The organism is Paenibacillus sp. EB106-06-01-XG199 (assembly GCF_058791575.1).
Genome location: NZ_JBYTDQ010000009.1, coordinates 126,231 through 142,004, shown reverse-complemented (window position 1 = coordinate 142,004; position 15,774 = coordinate 126,231). Strand labels below are relative to the sequence as shown.

Below are 15,774 nucleotides of genomic sequence, written 5' to 3'. Positions count from 1 at the left end.
CCTTTACATTTAGCTAACATATGATGCTATGATTTCCCCAAAAATACACAATTGGTCCGGAAGGGGCAATTGTATCACCACCCTCTTCCGGACCAAAGTCAGTCACTACTACTTATTTAGTATGAATGCGCAGGATCTCCACCGGTGACCATGTGTTTCCACTACCGGTAATGAGATACACCTTGTAGCCGGTATTCGCAGTCAGGCCGGTTAACCCCAGCGTCTGTCTTACTCCAGGAGCAGGTGCAGGAGTGATTACCCCCGTCCAAGGAGCTGACAACACAGTTCCAGTGCTATCTTTTCCCTGGGCAATCTGGGCTGCACTCGGATCAGCTGCATTAGCCGGCAACACCACATATCTTACCGGTGCGGCAGTCCCGCTTGCTTGCCCGTAGGTAACATAAACATCTGCTGTAACTGTGCCTATCTCTCCTGGCTTAACAGCAGTAATAGACGTTGCACTGCCTGCAGCAGTGGTTAAGCGCAGTGTCGATACTTCTGACCAGTTTCCGTAGGAATCAGCAAGCGTTACATAAGCTGCATACTCCGTACCCGCCTGCAAGCCATAGACAGAGAAGGATACAGTTGTATTGCCTGTTGCTGCAGTCTTCCCGCTATTGACACCAGCTGTTCCGGCACTGGTCAACCCGTCTCTTATCTGCAACGCGCTCGGCGCCGATACTGTACTGCTGTAAGGGGCCACAACATAATAGACAGCACCAGTCACTGAAGGTGTAAGATACACATCAGCTGTAACAACACCAACATGGCCGTAGGTTACACCACTTACGGATGGAACAGTGATGCCACCACCAACGCCATTGCCTCCTCCACCACCGCTGCCTCCGCCTGTACCGCTAGTTGGAATTGGTGTTGGTGCAGGTGTTGCCGAAGGTGCAGGTGTCGCGGTTGGTGCTGTTGTAGGCGTAGGTGTAGGTGTTACAGTACCACCAGAGCCACCCGGCCGGTTAGCTACCGAATTTCCGATGATGGTAACCGCTTCGGCTCTTGTCAGCGATTTCTTAGGGCCAAAGGTTCCGTCTGTATACCCGTTGATAATCTTCTTATTGGCTACCGCAGCAACGGATCCCCGTGCCCACACAGAAATCTGGGTACTATCCTTGAATCCAAGAGTAGTACTGCCTGTGTTCAGACTAAGTAATCTGGCAGTAATCGCCGCTGCTTCCTGTCTTGTCAGCGGGCTTAATGGGCGAAAGGTTTTGTCGCTAAACCCGGCGATATATCCGGCTTTTACAGCTTTCGCTACTTCATTGTAAGCCCAGTTGGATTTATTAAGATCCTTGAAGCTGATAGCAGCCGTATCCGTAAATCCAAAGAGACGGTTTACAAAAGCAACGTATTCGCCCCGGGTAATCACCTTATTGGGCTTAACCGTACCATCAGGGTATCCACCCAAATATCCTTTGTCCAGCCAGTTCTGCAGTTGGCTTTGTGCCCAGTGTCCCTTAATATCCTTTGGCACAGAAGCGGCAGAAACACTGCCCAGAGCCCCGAACAACATGCTAACTCCAAGTAGTACGGTCATAAATCCACGCCATGTTTTCTTCATTCAGCTGTTCATCCTCCTGAGTGTTTGATGGGCATAGGCTTCACTCATCGCTTCTTCCACATCCTCCCGGAAGCATACGCCTAAGTAAGTAAATTGTGTCGAGTCATATAATTAGCCCAACGGTTTACATTACCCAGAAACTGGTTGAACATAACATTCAATTGGTAATCTATATAAATCCACCCTCTGATGTACAACAAAAAAGGACCCCGGGAGTAGTCCCAAGGTCCGCGCTAGCGTAGTCTCAATTGCTAACCATCTACCATATATGTAGGTCGGCTGCGCCGGATGATTATAATTTGATGACGTTAGCTGCTTGTGGTCCGCGTGCGCCTTCTACGATATCAAACTCTACGGATTGTCCTTCATCCAAAGTCTTGAAACCGTCAGTTTGAATCGCGGAGAAGTGTACAAATACGTCGCCACCATCGGCAGTTTCGATGAAGCCATAACCTTTTTCTGCGTTAAACCATTTAACTTTACCTTCCATTGATTAAACATTCCCTTCGTCATCAGATGAACGTGAGTCTTGCTCACAAGTCGACTATACCACCGCTGCTTCTTTATTGTCAATTGGAATAGTAAATGTTTTCTTTCAATAAATTACCATCCCTAAATTTAATATAAAGTCGTCATATTTGTGATATTTTCATCAAAAAAGGAGCAGACGCTATTTAATACCCGCCTGCTCCTGAGATGAATCATTAGGAAATTATTATTTTTTCCGGTCCATCAGAAAGCTGTCCGGGGTGTATCCGGCCTCGTAGGCATTGCGCTGCTGCTTAGCTTGATTACGCTTATAAAGCCAATCCTGAGCCTCCAGGCGAAGGGCGTTCATGCGGGCAGTGATTTCCGGATCGTGCTGCAGGATTCGTTCGATTTCGACTTTTTGCGCCGCCGATGCAGGAATCGACGAGAACTGTCGGATGATGTCATCAATCAGCTTCTGCCGTTCTTCCACGAAAGACTCCAAGTCTTCAAATTCAGCTTCATATAACCGCCCCATCATATTCTGCGTCAATTGCTGCAATTCTGCAATAAGCTTGTCCTTATCCATTAGCACTTTCCGTAGATAGCGGCTCTGGCCCCTGACCTGCTGCGATCTTTGAAGCCTGAAGCCAGGTTTCCCGCAGTTCAGTTAAGTAACCCAGCGCTTCTTCTGCCTTAGTCATGTCTTTACGAATATTGGCTTCGACCAGCAGGAAATTAGTATATTCATACATAGAGTATAAGTTTTTCGATATTTCATAGGTATAGTCAAGGGTACTCATCAGCTCACTGACAATGGTCTGAGCTTTGCCGAGGTTAAGATTAGTTTTCTCCAAATCGTGCTTGCTCAGCCCATCCATTGCCGTTCTCACGAAACGAATTGCACCGTCATACAGCATTACAACTAACTGTGCAGGCGTGGAAGTTTGGATAGAGGATTGTCGGTATTTCTCATAAGGAGATTTAAGCAAGATAGTCTCACCCTTTATTTTAAGATAGTCCCAAGCTGGACATTAGGCTGGAGGACTGTGTCGTCAGCTTGTTCATTGCGCTTTCCATTGCTGAGAATTGCTTATAGTAACGATTTTCTACCATTTGAAGATTTTTCTGCATAATATAAATCCGATTATTGTAACCTTTAAGTTGTTTCCCAATAACACTTTCCTCTTTAAATGTACTATTTAAGTCCATGGAAAATTTATTGGTACCTGCCCGCTCAGTGATCATATCTAAGGTGCCGGTAATGCTATTCGTTAATTTGTTGAAGATACCTTTTTCTGGAGCATTGGCGGGACCTTGAAAAAGATCGAGCGCAAGTTGAGGATTGGCGCTTATCGCATTTTTCAGCTTCGTCTCATCCGCTATGACCAGCTTACCGTTCTCCATATAATTCCCTGTAGTTATACCAATTGCATTAAGGCTTCCAAGTTTCTCAGTAATCGCTTCTCTCATTTTTGATAGAAGACTTGTGATAATATCGTTATTTTTGAATAAACCGCTTTTGGCTTTTACTGTCCAGCTGTCAATATCGTTTTCTTTCATTTCCTTTTTCTGCTCATCTGACAGTGGTTTAAAGTCACGATACCTAGTTTCATTAACTTTGGTATTAAGTGCTTTTATTAAGGCATTGTAGTCATCCATGAAACCCTTGATGGATTCCAGAGCTTTATCCGGATCACTTTGAGTTTTAACATTCGCTGGAATGTCCGTTCCATTGCTATCCTTGGTCACATCCAATAATGTTAGCTGAACCCCATTGATAGTGAAAACGTTGCTAGTAACGTTATTAATAACTTCACCATTAATCGTGACTATCCCATTTTCACCCTTGATAACCTCTTTGATGGGCTCTGGGCCTTCAGCAAAAGGTACGGCTCCTTTGAATAGACCTAAAAATTCGTAGGAGGCTCCATCCATCTTCACTTCTCCACCAGAGTTACCGGTAATCGTTAATTTACCATCTGCAAAGCTTGCCGTCACATTAGCACCTGGTCTTGTATTAATCGTTGACACTACTGTTGCTATTGAGGTCGAAGCAGTAAATACAAACTGATTCCCGTTAATAATAAAATCATAATACTTCGCTGGAGCATCCGGAGCAGGGTCTTTCCCATCCAACATCTTCTGCAAGTCAGCCAGTGTTTTGTCATCTGTGACGCCTGCACCAGCTCCGTTAGTCTCCACTACTGTTTTCTTTGAAAAAAGTGCCAATAATGAATTGCTTCCAGCTGGGGTTTCAACTTTAATCGTCCCATCTGCGCCACCAACCTTAGATGCAATCGACAGCTTTCCTGTAATCTCATCATAACTTGCAACAGCATTAGCCTTTGTATTGGTGTTTATCGCTGCCACCAGGGAAGAGATAGATGTGAGACCATTAAACAGAGAATTACCCGCGCTATCCTTGAAACTCACCCCATTAATGGTAATGTCGAAGCCTTTCTTGAGATATGCAGCCTCTTCTTCTTCAGAGAGCTCTGACAAAGCTACACCGTCAAGCTGTGCCAGTGAAGTTGAACTGGGTACACCTTGACCTAAGCCGGGGGTCTGAAGAGTAGTTTTGGTAGCAAGCTTACTTACACTTACCTTCATATCAACTCCATTTGCCGTTGCCGTAGCTTCGGCTTTCACTGCAGTTGTATTCCCTGTGGTCACGGCTTTATTCGCATTTAAGGAGTCGGATTTTTTATATTTATCGTTCAGTTTATTTGTACGAAAATCATACAGCACACTGTTCAGCTCACGGTATCCTTCTCTAGTCCACTGTAATACTTGCTTATCCTGATTGAGCTTATCCAGTGGCACCCGTTTAGCTGCCATCATACTCTTGACCATACTGTCAATATCCATGCCAGAAAATCCATTGATTCTTGTAACCAAATCAGCACCTCCAAGTGTTAGACTTTCTCGTCTACAAGTATTCCTGCGATTTCCATCATTTTAGCAACGAGATCCAGTGTTTTCTCTGGGGGAACTTCACGAATTAACTCACCGGTATCTTTATTAAGTACCTTGACCATAATATCATGCGTCTTCTCGTGGATGCTGATCTCCAGCATGGTCTGAGGGCCTTGTAGAGATTTCACTGCTCGCTCAATGGTTCGAATAAGCTGTTCTTCGGCCACAGATACGTTCACGCCTTGCTTCTCTCTCAAACTCATCTCCTTTGTATCTTGAATTGGGGAGAGTGGTTTCACCTGTGATGTCGGCTCTGTGCTGTGATTGCTCTCTGTGCCGTTAGGCTTGCTTATTGTAGAACTGGCACTAAGTGAAAACTGTACATTCATTATCCTGACCTCCAGCGACGCTCATTTATATAGTATATATCGGTTTCATTTAGGGATAATTTAGGATTTGATCCCTGTCAAGCAAAAAAAAGAAAAAAAGCTCCGGGAGTCCCCGGAGCTTTGGTCAAACGAGAAGAAATTAACGAAGCAATTGCAGAACACCTTGTGGCTGTTGGTTAGCTTGTGCCAACATAGCCTGTGAAGCTTGAGCAAGGATGTTGTTCTTCGTTTGTTGCATCATTTCTTTAGCCATGTCAACGTCACGAATACGGGATTCAGCAGCACTCAAGTTCTCGGAAGCCGCACCCAAGTTGTTGATGGTGTGTTCCAGACGGTTTTGCATAGCACCCAGGCTACTACGTTGGGAAGAAACTTTTTGCATAGCGTTTTGAACGGTTTCGATTGCAGTAGCTGCACCGAATTTAGAGGAAATATTAATGTCTTTTACGCCAAGAGCTTCTGCACGCATATCTCCCACGGAAATAAATGCGGTTTGACCAGCATTCGCACCAATTTGGGTCATGATGGAGTCTTTCAATTCAGCACTAGCGGGCTCATCTTTACCAAATACAAAAGTCATACTTTCTCCGACTTTCATAGCGTTCATACTAGTAACAGCTAAAGATCCACCAGCACCAGTAAGAATATCCGATCCAAATGTAACTGCAGTATCTGTAATTGTAATGTTAGTAGCAGCAGTTGTTATTTCACTACCATTTGGTCCAATAAGTTTGTAATCAGTAGCATCAAATGCCCCAGCTGCGCCATTTGTTCCAGTTCTTACGATCATGTAAGCACCGTCAACCTTAGACTTAGTAGCAGCCGTACCAGCGGTTGTATTCAAATTAGCTATCTGAGCTGGGTCAATCTTTACACCGGAGTTATTGTTAACTTTAGCAGTACCTGCTACTGCTTCAGTTACGCCTTTGGCAGAACCATCCAACAACTTCTTGGTATTGAACTCAGTAGTGTTACCGATACGGTCCAATTCAGTAACCAATTGTTTAACTTCGGATTGAAGTTCTTTACGGTCAGCATCTGTATTGGTATCATTGGCGGATTGAACAGACAACTCACGCATACGTTGCAGGATGCTGTGGGATTCGTTCAATGCACCTTCAGCAGTTTGAATCAAAGAGATGGCATCTTGTGAGTTCTTGGAAGCCATATCCAAACCGCGGATTTGACCACGCATTTTTTCGGAGATTGCCAGACCGGCAGCATCGTCACCGGCACGGTTGATACGAAGACCGGAAGACAATTTCTCGATATTTTTGTTAGTGTTGGCTGTGTTAGAAGTCAGTTGACGGTGAGTGTTCATCGCCGCGATATTGTGGTTGATAATCATTTGATATTTCCTCCCTGAAATTAAGTTAGTTCCACATCCATGTGGTAAACGCCGAACCATTAAGGTCGGCCGCCCTGCAGGATCAGCGTCTAAATTATATATCGACAACCCCAGGCAAACTATGTAGAGCAAACAGAAAGTTTTTCAATATTTTTTTATAATTTATCACTCATTTCGAAAGTAACCTTATTAATAAACAAAAAAAGGCTCCTTTCTTTGGTGGAATGGTGTTGTCAACTGCGACAATACCCAAAGAAAGTGCCCCTTTTAGATGAAATCAACCGCGAAGCTTATGAATTAATGCTTGAAGATCGGACTGCTGCGGGGCCGCCGATTCACGGTTGGCTTCCTGAATAGACAAATATACCTCTTTACGAAAAATATCGACATGCTTCGGAGCCGAGATGCCAATCTTTACGGTATCTCCCTCCACACTCAGTACGGTCAGCTCAATGTGATCCTGTATGACGATGGACTCGCCTTTTTTACGGGACAATACCAGCATTTCATCCACCATCCTTTCCGTCAATTACTGATTGATCCTGAAGCAGACTATGTTTGGTATGATAAGGGCTTCTATGCAGGACCACTTGTTTGCCAAGTCTCTCCGATGGATTCAGTACAACTGGAGCAAGCAAATTAAGGGTGGACTGCTCCGTTTGCTCCTTAAGCGTAATAATACAGCGGACAACAACATCTGAACCAATTGCCAGTTCTTCCGCCTCCTCATCAGGTAACTCGAATTCATAGGTCGGATAAAAAGCAAACGGATCACCCAGAAGAAAAGATAATCCTTGATCGCTCAACGACTGTAAATACCAGAACGGCGCTTCCTCCATAGCTATTAAGGCGAACTTTGTTTCCTCATCGAAACCCGGCAGCCCTTTGGGAAAATGGTAGATCTGTTCTTCACTCACTTCAAGTCTACCCCAAGACAACGTTTCTATAATCAAGTTATTCACTCCTAAAGTATAAATTAAGTTGTATAAAAATATAAAGCAGAAAAGCTATAGAGGCGCTGTAAGGCACGTCTATAGCTTGGAAGCTACCCTTGAACATTGATTTCTGGCGGAATAAATTGTAAAGAGCCATAACTCTGCATATAAATATCCAGCTTGCCACGGGTGAACTCAATCTCAGGAGCATTCCTTTCGATCTCCACATCCACCTGTGCAGGCCGGTAACTAAGCTGCGGCGCCTGCGTTTGAATATGAATGTCCACATTGTCATAGGATGCAGGACCACGCATCTCAGGAAAGGAGTTCGGCAAAGTATCCGTTCCATACACTTCACTAATTGTATTCCCTGGCTTGAAAAATTCGGCCATCCGATTTCCCTGCTCTACCCGTCTGGCAATTCCTTGTAAATACAACTGCTCAATACCGGAATAGATACGTTTATTCATTTCCAGCATTTTACCACCGTTATACGCTGCCCATGCTTTTGATTGATCTACGGTTAGCTCTGGACGAGTGGAGTGAACGGTAAGTTCTCCTGGAGTAGTCGTTATGCTCAGATCAGCCTTGGGCTGTCTTATAGAGAATGTACCTGGATCTGCATCTATGTTCATAACAGCAGGAGACTGGCGTATTTGTACGACAGGTTGGATCATCAGAGATCACCTCCACTATCTTATGAAATCAACCAGAGAAGTAGAGATAATCTTCGCACCCACGGATAGTGAAGCATTATAGATGTTCTCCTGAATCTTAGACTGCATGATCAGTCCCTCGTAGTCAGCATCCTCTGTCTTGGCTTGCAGATCCGTAAGATTCACATTAAGGTCACTCAGGCGATCCTGCATTAATTCAACACGATTGGTTTTGGCCCCTATTTCAGAGCGGGCCGCTAAGATAGTCTCCATTCGTGTGTCGAGATTAGTAAGTTGTGCTGAGACTGCAGAATAATTTCCGGAGCTCAATGCCGCTGAAATATCATTAATAGTCTTAAAGAGATTGTCGGGATCAGCAGTATCTCCGAACACCTCATTTCCGGTCAAATTAATAGGCATCTGTACACCTTCACCTACGATATACTGAATTTGACCAGGATCTGTTATTACAGCCTGAGTAGTATTATAGGTACCATCGGCGTTTTTGGTGAAATCATAAGGCTTAGTATTATACTTCTCACCGTTAAAAATATACTTACCGTTCAATGTACTGTTTGAAATATCCACAAGCTGTTCTTGAAGCTGCAGGACTTCCTTATTTATACTGTCTAAAGCAGACTGCGGATTACTGCCCGTCGATGCTTGCACCGTCAACTCCCGTAACTTTTGAACAACCTCCCCAGCCTGTCCTAACACTGTATCATTATAATCCAGCCAAGAGACTGCACTGTCTACGTTCTTGGTATATTGTTCATTTGACGAAAGCTCCGCACGGTAACGCAAGGAATATGTAATCCCTACAGGGTCGTCGGAGGGCTTGTTGATCTTCCGCCCAGTGGCCAGCTGCAGCTGTGTATCGTTCATTGTACGCGCATTGCGGTTCAAGTTAAGCAGCAGCTGTGAATTCATCATATTGGAGGTTACCCTCAACATATGCTCTTCCTCCTCTATCTGCCGACGGTGCCGGTAGAATTAATCAATTTATCGAGCATTTCATCAAAAGTTGTCATAAAGCGAGCAGCAGCGCTGTAAGCATGCTGGAATACCAGCATATTCGACATTTCTTCATCCAGTGATACTCCGCTTACAGACTGACGGCGGGAATTCACTTGCTCGACCAGAAAGTCCGAATTGCTCGCCTGGCGGGCAGCCTCTTGTGATTGGATACCAAGCTGACCGACCATAGAGCTGAGGTAGGACCCGACAGTGCCTGTTGTAGAGCCGCTTGCTGTAGTAAATGTATTGTTATCTTTGAGATTGCTGAACATCAGGGCCAAGGTATTATTGCCTTTGATCACTGAAACCTTGCCAGCGGTATCAGTAGTTGCACGCATCGAAGTAGCAAATAGGCTTGGGTCGGCTGCAATCTCCGGATTCAAACGAATATTGCCGGCAGTGATAGCTTCACCTGCGACAGCAGGGGTAAAGAATGCGCGGCCTGAGCTGCCATCCATACCAAATCCTAACTGATGCAAGCCGTTCAGGCCCTTAACAGTAGTCTTTAGATCACCAGTTAGAGGAATAGGAATTGCAGCACCTGCAAGCAGCGGGGTCTTTGTCCCGTCCACATTTATGATTTCTGAGTCTTTGAGTACAGTAGTTCCTGCGGGAACAGTAGAGCCTGCCGGAATAGTAACCTGCACCTCTCCGTTAGCAATCGTATTAGCCAAGGTATCAAGCTGTTTCTTGTAATCCGTGACATAAGTTCTGTTGGAAAATATCATCCCGTAAGCTTCTCCAGCCTTCAGATCTCCAGAGTCATAAGCAGCATTAAGGAACGCGCTGTCTACCGTTGCGCTAAGCGCTGCTCCCTGCACAAGATTCCGTCCCCCCAATGAGATGTTATATCCGGCGTCCGTATCTACCACCGTAATATTAGCAATCTTGGAGAGCTTGTCCGTCAACAGGTCACGTTGATCCCGCAGATCATTGGCTTGATCCCCCATGCCTTCAATCTTGGCAATGGATTGGTTAAGGTCGACGATAGAACTGAGGTAGGTTTGAATTTCCTTCCCCTTTACATCAATATTGGAGGTAAGATCACGGTCAAGATTATTTAATTGTGTGCTCATATAATTGATTGCATCAGTGAGCGATTGTGTGGTCTGCACTACAATCTTACGGGCCGTTGGGTCCTCTGGATTCTTGCTCAGATCTGACCAGGACTTCCAGAAGTTATCGAGTACGGTCCGGATGCCTGTATCTGAAGGTTCATTCACAATAGCTTCCAGCTTATCGAGAGTATCCGATTGGATGGTCCAGTTGCCGCTGGCGGCACTTTCTCCACGGTACTGGTCATCCAGAAACATCTCCCGGATCCGTTCGATGGAGGTGAATTCTACACCGGTACCCAGCTGGCCGGGAACGGTAGAATTAGTGAGTCCATACGCCTCAATAGGTGAAGCTGCTTTCATATTCACGCGCTGGCGGGTATAGCCTTCCGTATTTGCATTGGCAATGTTGTGTCCGGTTGTATTGAGCGCAGCAGTCTGCGTAAAAAGGCTTCGTCTTGCGGTCTCAATTGAATGAAATGTCGATGTCATGCTACTTGGTCCTCCCTTGTGATTGCTCCGGCAAAACAGCCAGTAATAAATACAATTCTATCCGCGGGTGTCAAAAAGGCCCGGCCGTGCTGCGCTGTTGCCCTTGTCGGATGGATGATGATAGGTAAAGTCCTGGTTCGGTCTTCCGACAAGCAAATCCAGGGAATAATCTATAAAGGTAAGCGACTGCTCAATCAGCTTCTGGTTCAGCTCATTGGCTTTCTTCAAGCGACGCACTGTGTCTGAAAGCTTCTGCTGAATTTGCAGCAGCCGTAATTTGTCTTCTGGGTCAAATACAAGCCGGGACAGCTCTGTCAGATTCAGATTCAGATTGGAGCGTATGCCCACATGCTGCAAAAAGGCATACGCAGCCTCCGTGCGCTGCTCTTCAAGCTGTCCAATCAGCTTCATTAATTTGGACTCACGGTTCATGATGTCAATAAGACCATCCACCTTGTTGTCCATAATCGTCTGTTTCTTGACAGCGGCCAGATCCAGCATCTGAAGATGCACTTCGTCCAGCCGCTCAAGCAATTCAAGCAATTTCGTCAATGCCATGGATGGGTTCACCTAATTCTCGGAGGATTGCTTAAAATAAGGGGCGAGTTTCTCTGCGAGTTTGGCTGCGTCTACTTCATAGGTACCTGCGGAGACCTGTTGCTTCAAGCTGTCAATCTTAAGTGCGCGTTCTGCATCAACCTTGCCGCTGTTCTGGGCTTGCAAGAGCTTAATAGCTTCGTCGGAAATAGAAACCTCATCTTTACGCGTACTCTTCTTCATTTGTTCCTGCCTTTGCGATTCCGCACTGCGTTGATACGGATTAATCGCATTAATTCGTCCGGTCTCGTTAATTTTCATAACTTCCACCTTCCTTTTGATATAAAAAAACCGATAATCTTTACTAAGTTTATCGGCCTACGTTGAAACATTCTTTATAGCTGCAAACGTTTTTTTACAGAATTTATATACCGCGGAGCTTATCGACTGCCCGGTAGGCGCCCTCAGATGACTTCTTAACAGGTTCTGCAGCGGCACTTTCTTTAGCAGCATTTGCAAGATCTTTCGTCAGACGGGAGCGGCAGCTGTCGCACATATGCCCTTCGCGGATCAAGGTTCCACATACTTCGCACGGCAGCATCATATTAGGCGCATTTGCTATGGAAATTCGGCCTTCGCGAATAAAACGGGTGATTTCCTTGATCGGAATCTCCGTAGCATCGGACAGCTCCTGAATATTGGTGCCTCTGTTTTTGCGCAGATATTCTACGCAGATTTCATATTGATGTTCAAGCTCTTTGAGACAGGGCTGGCACAGGTCCATGATATTTTTGACATATAACCGGCCGCACTTTGGACAATTGTCTAAATTCATTTCGGCAGCGGCTCCCTTCTTACATTCTTTACTGTGAATTCACGTCTTATGCTCTAGATTACATGATAGCTGAAATTCCGTCTATGATTAGTATCGGCTAAAAAATCGCTTTAATTATATTATAATAGCAAAAAATATGCTAAACGGTCATATCAAAGGAGAAATCACATGATTCGTATTCTTGTCATTGAAGATGATCAGGAAATTTCCGGGCTGCTCGAACGATATTTTCATAAGGAAGGCATGGAATGCGTGCGGATCGGGAACGGCCTTGAGGCAAAGGCAGCTTTTGAGCGCAACGGCCCTTTTCAGCTTGTACTGCTCGATCTGATGCTGCCAGGGATGGATGGACTGGAGGTGCTGCGAAGAATCCGTGCGGTCAGCTACGTGCCCGTGCTGATTATGACCGCCAAAGACGGGGAAACGGATAAAATCATCGGTCTCGGCAGCGGAGCTGATGACTATATTATTAAGCCTTTCAGTATCTTTGAATTAATAGCCCGTGCAAAGGCACTTATCCGGCGGTATATTGATTTTTCGGCCGATCCCCTCCTTGAACAGAGCAATCCACACATCTCCTGCGGCGATCTACTAATTGATCCCGAACAGTGCTCAGTCCTGCAAAACGGTGTCTCCCTCGGTCTGACGGCCACGGAATTTCAAATCGTCTATTTGCTGGCCTCTTATCCCAAAAAAGTGTTCACCCGGGAAAATCTATATACCCGAATCTGGGGTGAAGATTATGCAGGTACGGGTGCGGAAAACACCATTTCCGTACACATCCGCAGATTGCGCTCCAAAATTGAAGAGGACCCTTCCCTCCCAAGGCATATCATCACAGTCTGGGGAATGGGCTACAAGTGGGGTGAAGTATGACGGTTCTTGTCCTTACTATCAGCCTGATTCTTGCTGTCCTGTTGGCCATAGTCCTTGTCTTCCGCTTACTGCGGCTTCATCGCGAACTGAGTCATGTCCATGAGTTTCTTCTGAACAAGACTACCTTCACCGAACCCGGACAGGCTCTGCCTAATGAGCGAGTTCGGATCTTTAGCGAAAACCCTATACTTCGCAAGTTAGCTTCCGGCATTAACAGTCTTCTGGATCGTCTGCAAAATGCTGAATCCCGTACAAGGCAAGCAGAGGACGCACATAAACGGCTGGTATCGAATATCTCGCATGACTTACGTACCCCTTTGACCTCTGTGATGGGCTACTTAGAGGTACTGCAAACCGATGAGAATCTGAGCGGGGCGGAGCAGAAACAATTCATGAACATCGCTTATAAGAAATCCCGCTCGATGTATGAGCTGCTGGATCAGTTTTTTCAATTGGCGAAGATTGAAGCCGGGGATCTCCCCCTGCAAAACGTCCCCATAGACATGAACAGATTAACCAAGGAAATGCTGGTCGGCCTCTATCCTTCTTTTCTCAGCCTGTCACTGGAGCCTGTTGTGGAGATTCCAGAAAAACGATTGTATGCGCTTGGTGATAGCATGGCTGTGGAACGCATCGTAGGCAATTTGCTGTCCAACAGCTTGCGGCACGGCGCTTCCTCCGGAATAATCGGGGCTCGGCTCACCGAAACCGAGGATCACATTTCGCTTGAAATCTGGGATAACGGACCGGGGATTTCACCGGGGAATTTGAAGCTTATTTTCGAAAGAATGTACACCATTGAACCTGCCCGCACATCCGGCAGCAGCGGCAGCGGCTTGGGACTCACGATAGCCAGACAGCTGGCGCTCAAGCAGGGGGGAAGTCTCCATGCCGCTTCGATACCAGGGGAACGCACCTCTTTTATTTTGCAGCTGCCTAAAGCTTCCTCTTGCTGAATGTAGGAATATTAAAGAAAAAGTAAGAATTAAGTCATAGTTAAGTAAGGGTATTCCTCTAAGCTGAGTCCATACCTTTACTGAGGAGAGACAATCAATGATTCCTATTCTGCAAACCCGTGACTTAAACAAGCACTACCGAAATTCAGCCGTGGTTGAAAATCTGAACCTGACCGTGCGCCAGGGTGATATTTATGGTCTTCTCGGTCAGAACGGAGCCGGCAAAACTACGACCCTGCGCATGCTTCTGGGATTAATCCAGCCTACCTCAGGCAGCATCGAATGGCTTGGTAATCCGCTGCACAGAACGCTTTACAGCCGGATTGGCTCTATTATTGAAACCCCGGGATTCTATCCACACCTGACAGCCGCCGAGAATCTCGAAATTCACCGCCGGATGAGCGGCATTCCCGAGAGGGAGTCCGTGATGGAGCACCTGAAGCTGGTCGGTCTGCAGCAGGCCGCACATAAAAAGGCAAAACAGCTCTCACTCGGCATGCGCCAGCGTCTCGGCATTGCCCGTTCACTCATGCATCGTCCGGACATGCTCATCCTGGATGAGCCGATTAATGGGCTTGACCCCCTTGGCATTAAGGATACCCGCGAGCTTATTGTAGACCTGCAGAAGAAGCGGGAATTGACCGTGCTGATCTCCAGCCATATTTTGGGTGAAATCGAGCTTATGGCCAACCGGATCGGTATTATGCATAAAGGCAGACTCATTGAGCAGTTGGATTACGAAGAGATCCAGGGCAAAAACCGCCACTATCTTGAGCTTAAGGTGAATGATGATCAGCAGACGGCCGTGTTATTGGAGCAGCAGCTTGGAATCCACAAGTTCCAGGTGTGGGAAAAGGGAGTACTCCGCTTGTACGAGGGCTTCGACAACAGCGGTGAAATCAACCGCCAGCTGGTGGTGCGCGGGATTGAAGTGAAAGAGCTGGCCATCCGCGCCGACTCACTCGAGGATTTCTTCATCCATGTCACCAGCCAAAAGGAGCTGAACTAAGATGCTGTACTGTGAATGGCTCAAGTTCCGAAAATCGCCGCTCTTCTGGGCACTCCCCGCAGTAAGCCTGTTTGGCCCATTGTTGTTTATGGTAATGCGCCTCGGAGAACCCATGTCCTGGGAAGGGTATCTCTCGAATGAGAAGCTAATGTATGCATTCATGACGGTAACCCTTTGGATTGCTCTACTAGCCAGTCAAATCATCTCCAAGGAATATACAGATTTTACGGCTTCTGTGTTATACACCTATCCACGCTCCAGAATGTCGATTATATTCAGCAAACTATTCATAGCTTTCCTGATTTTATTGGTCAGCACGTTTATTGAATTTATAGGGATGTATATTACCATTTGGATTTTTAAAGGAGAGCCGTTGCCTGCAGAACTGTTGAACGATCAGTTGGCTCGCGCAGGGCTGTTCCTGCTGGGTCAGCTTGCGGTTCTGCCTCTGTTCGCTCTGCTCAGCCAGCTCAGCCGCTCCCTGCTTGTTCCCGTGCTGGTGGCAGTAGCCGCTACGATTACTAATCTTAGTCTTGGACTCAGCGGCAGCAAATTTTTTTGGTATTCGCCTTTTTCCGTGGTGGCTGCCCCATATGTATCCGATATTGGAAACATCGAGACCGGAAAGATCGTAATGCTGATTGTAATTGTGTTCCCGGTCTCGCTGGCTGCGCTGCTCATGCATACCTTCAAAATGGAAGTAAAATGAACG

The 15,774-nt window shown here is 46.1% G+C and carries 19 protein-coding genes; 4 read left to right on the top strand and 15 right to left on the bottom strand.

The genetic code is table 11. The features are described from left to right. Positions 1-112: 112 nt before the first annotated feature. The 15 genes from AC3WT9_RS27485 to AC3WT9_RS27415 form a co-directional block, all read right to left on the bottom strand. Positions 113-1,570 carry an S-layer homology domain-containing protein gene (locus tag AC3WT9_RS27485; protein WP_341379986.1) on the bottom strand — a complete coding sequence of 486 codons (1,458 nt, stop codon included), beginning with the start codon at positions 1,568-1,570 and terminating at the stop codon, positions 113-115. 292 nt (positions 1,571-1,862) lie between these two features. After that, positions 1,863-2,060 (bottom strand): cold shock domain-containing protein, encoded by a 198-nt coding sequence (locus tag AC3WT9_RS27480; RefSeq protein WP_019915069.1) that lies wholly within the window; start codon positions 2,058-2,060, stop codon positions 1,863-1,865. Positions 2,061-2,285: 225 nt separating this feature from the next. Continuing rightward, entirely contained in the window at positions 2,286-2,627 is a 342-nt protein-coding gene (gene fliT, locus AC3WT9_RS27475) for a flagellar protein FliT (RefSeq protein ID WP_341096755.1), read from the bottom strand. Beyond that, positions 2,620-3,030, bottom strand: a complete 411-nt coding sequence (fliS, locus tag AC3WT9_RS27470) for a flagellar export chaperone FliS (protein ID WP_341379987.1) — start codon at positions 3,028-3,030, stop codon at positions 2,620-2,622. The genes fliT and fliS overlap by 8 nt, the downstream gene beginning before the upstream one ends. A gap of 19 nt (positions 3,031-3,049) precedes the next feature. Further along, on the bottom strand, positions 3,050-4,939 hold the full coding sequence (gene fliD / locus AC3WT9_RS27465; RefSeq protein ID WP_341379988.1) for a flagellar filament capping protein FliD: 1,890 nt from the start codon (positions 4,937-4,939) through the stop codon (positions 3,050-3,052). Positions 4,940-4,956: 17 nt separating this feature from the next. Continuing rightward, positions 4,957-5,346, bottom strand: coding sequence for a flagellar protein FlaG (locus AC3WT9_RS27460; RefSeq protein ID WP_341379989.1), 390 nt, complete (start codon positions 5,344-5,346; stop codon positions 4,957-4,959). Between the two features lie 139 nt (positions 5,347-5,485). Then, complete coding sequence (locus AC3WT9_RS27455) at positions 5,486-6,694, bottom strand: flagellin N-terminal helical domain-containing protein (protein ID WP_341379990.1); 1,209 nt, start codon at positions 6,692-6,694, stop codon at positions 5,486-5,488. 277 nt (positions 6,695-6,971) lie between these two features. Then, positions 6,972-7,199 carry a carbon storage regulator CsrA gene (gene csrA / locus AC3WT9_RS27450; protein WP_341380426.1) on the bottom strand — a complete coding sequence of 76 codons (228 nt, stop codon included), beginning with the start codon at positions 7,197-7,199 and terminating at the stop codon, positions 6,972-6,974. 1 nt (position 7,200) lies between these two features. Then, on the bottom strand, positions 7,201-7,656 hold the full coding sequence (fliW, locus tag AC3WT9_RS27445) for a flagellar assembly protein FliW (protein WP_492408285.1): 456 nt from the start codon (positions 7,654-7,656) through the stop codon (positions 7,201-7,203). An 83-nt stretch (positions 7,657-7,739) separates the two neighbouring features. Beyond that, on the bottom strand, positions 7,740-8,306 hold the full coding sequence (locus AC3WT9_RS27440) for a DUF6470 family protein (RefSeq protein ID WP_341379992.1): 567 nt from the start codon (positions 8,304-8,306) through the stop codon (positions 7,740-7,742). A 15-nt stretch (positions 8,307-8,321) separates the two neighbouring features. Beyond that, complete coding sequence (flgL, locus tag AC3WT9_RS27435) at positions 8,322-9,239, bottom strand: flagellar hook-associated protein FlgL (RefSeq protein WP_341379993.1); 918 nt, start codon at positions 9,237-9,239, stop codon at positions 8,322-8,324. 14 nt (positions 9,240-9,253) lie between these two features. Then, positions 9,254-10,849 carry a flagellar hook-associated protein FlgK gene (flgK, locus tag AC3WT9_RS27430; RefSeq protein WP_341379994.1) on the bottom strand — a complete coding sequence of 532 codons (1,596 nt, stop codon included), beginning with the start codon at positions 10,847-10,849 and terminating at the stop codon, positions 9,254-9,256. 57 nt (positions 10,850-10,906) lie between these two features. Beyond that, on the bottom strand, positions 10,907-11,407 hold the full coding sequence (locus AC3WT9_RS27425) for a flagellar protein FlgN (RefSeq protein ID WP_341096769.1): 501 nt from the start codon (positions 11,405-11,407) through the stop codon (positions 10,907-10,909). A 12-nt stretch (positions 11,408-11,419) separates the two neighbouring features. After that, positions 11,420-11,707, bottom strand: a complete 288-nt coding sequence (gene flgM, locus AC3WT9_RS27420; RefSeq protein ID WP_038597336.1) for a flagellar biosynthesis anti-sigma factor FlgM — start codon at positions 11,705-11,707, stop codon at positions 11,420-11,422. 103 nt (positions 11,708-11,810) lie between these two features. Beyond that, positions 11,811-12,221, bottom strand: a complete 411-nt coding sequence (locus tag AC3WT9_RS27415; protein WP_076109633.1) for a TIGR03826 family flagellar region protein — start codon at positions 12,219-12,221, stop codon at positions 11,811-11,813. 168 nt (positions 12,222-12,389) lie between these two features. Between AC3WT9_RS27415 and AC3WT9_RS27410 the strand changes: the two genes are divergently transcribed. The 4 genes from AC3WT9_RS27410 (at position 12,390) to AC3WT9_RS27395 (ending at position 15,771) form a co-directional block, all read left to right on the top strand. Next, positions 12,390-13,097, top strand: coding sequence for a response regulator transcription factor (locus AC3WT9_RS27410; protein ID WP_341379995.1), 708 nt, complete (start codon positions 12,390-12,392; stop codon positions 13,095-13,097). Next, a complete protein-coding gene (locus AC3WT9_RS27405) occupies positions 13,094-14,053 on the top strand; it encodes a sensor histidine kinase (protein ID WP_341379996.1) in 960 nt (319 codons plus the stop codon). Before AC3WT9_RS27410 ends, AC3WT9_RS27405 begins: the two co-directional genes overlap by 4 nt. 97 nt (positions 14,054-14,150) lie before the next feature. After that, positions 14,151-15,062, top strand: a complete 912-nt coding sequence (locus tag AC3WT9_RS27400) for an ATP-binding cassette domain-containing protein (protein WP_341379997.1) — start codon at positions 14,151-14,153, stop codon at positions 15,060-15,062. Position 15,063: 1 nt separating this feature from the next. Next, complete coding sequence (locus AC3WT9_RS27395) at positions 15,064-15,771, top strand: ABC transporter permease (RefSeq protein ID WP_341379998.1); 708 nt, start codon at positions 15,064-15,066, stop codon at positions 15,769-15,771. The last annotated feature ends 3 nt before the right edge of the window (positions 15,772-15,774 follow it).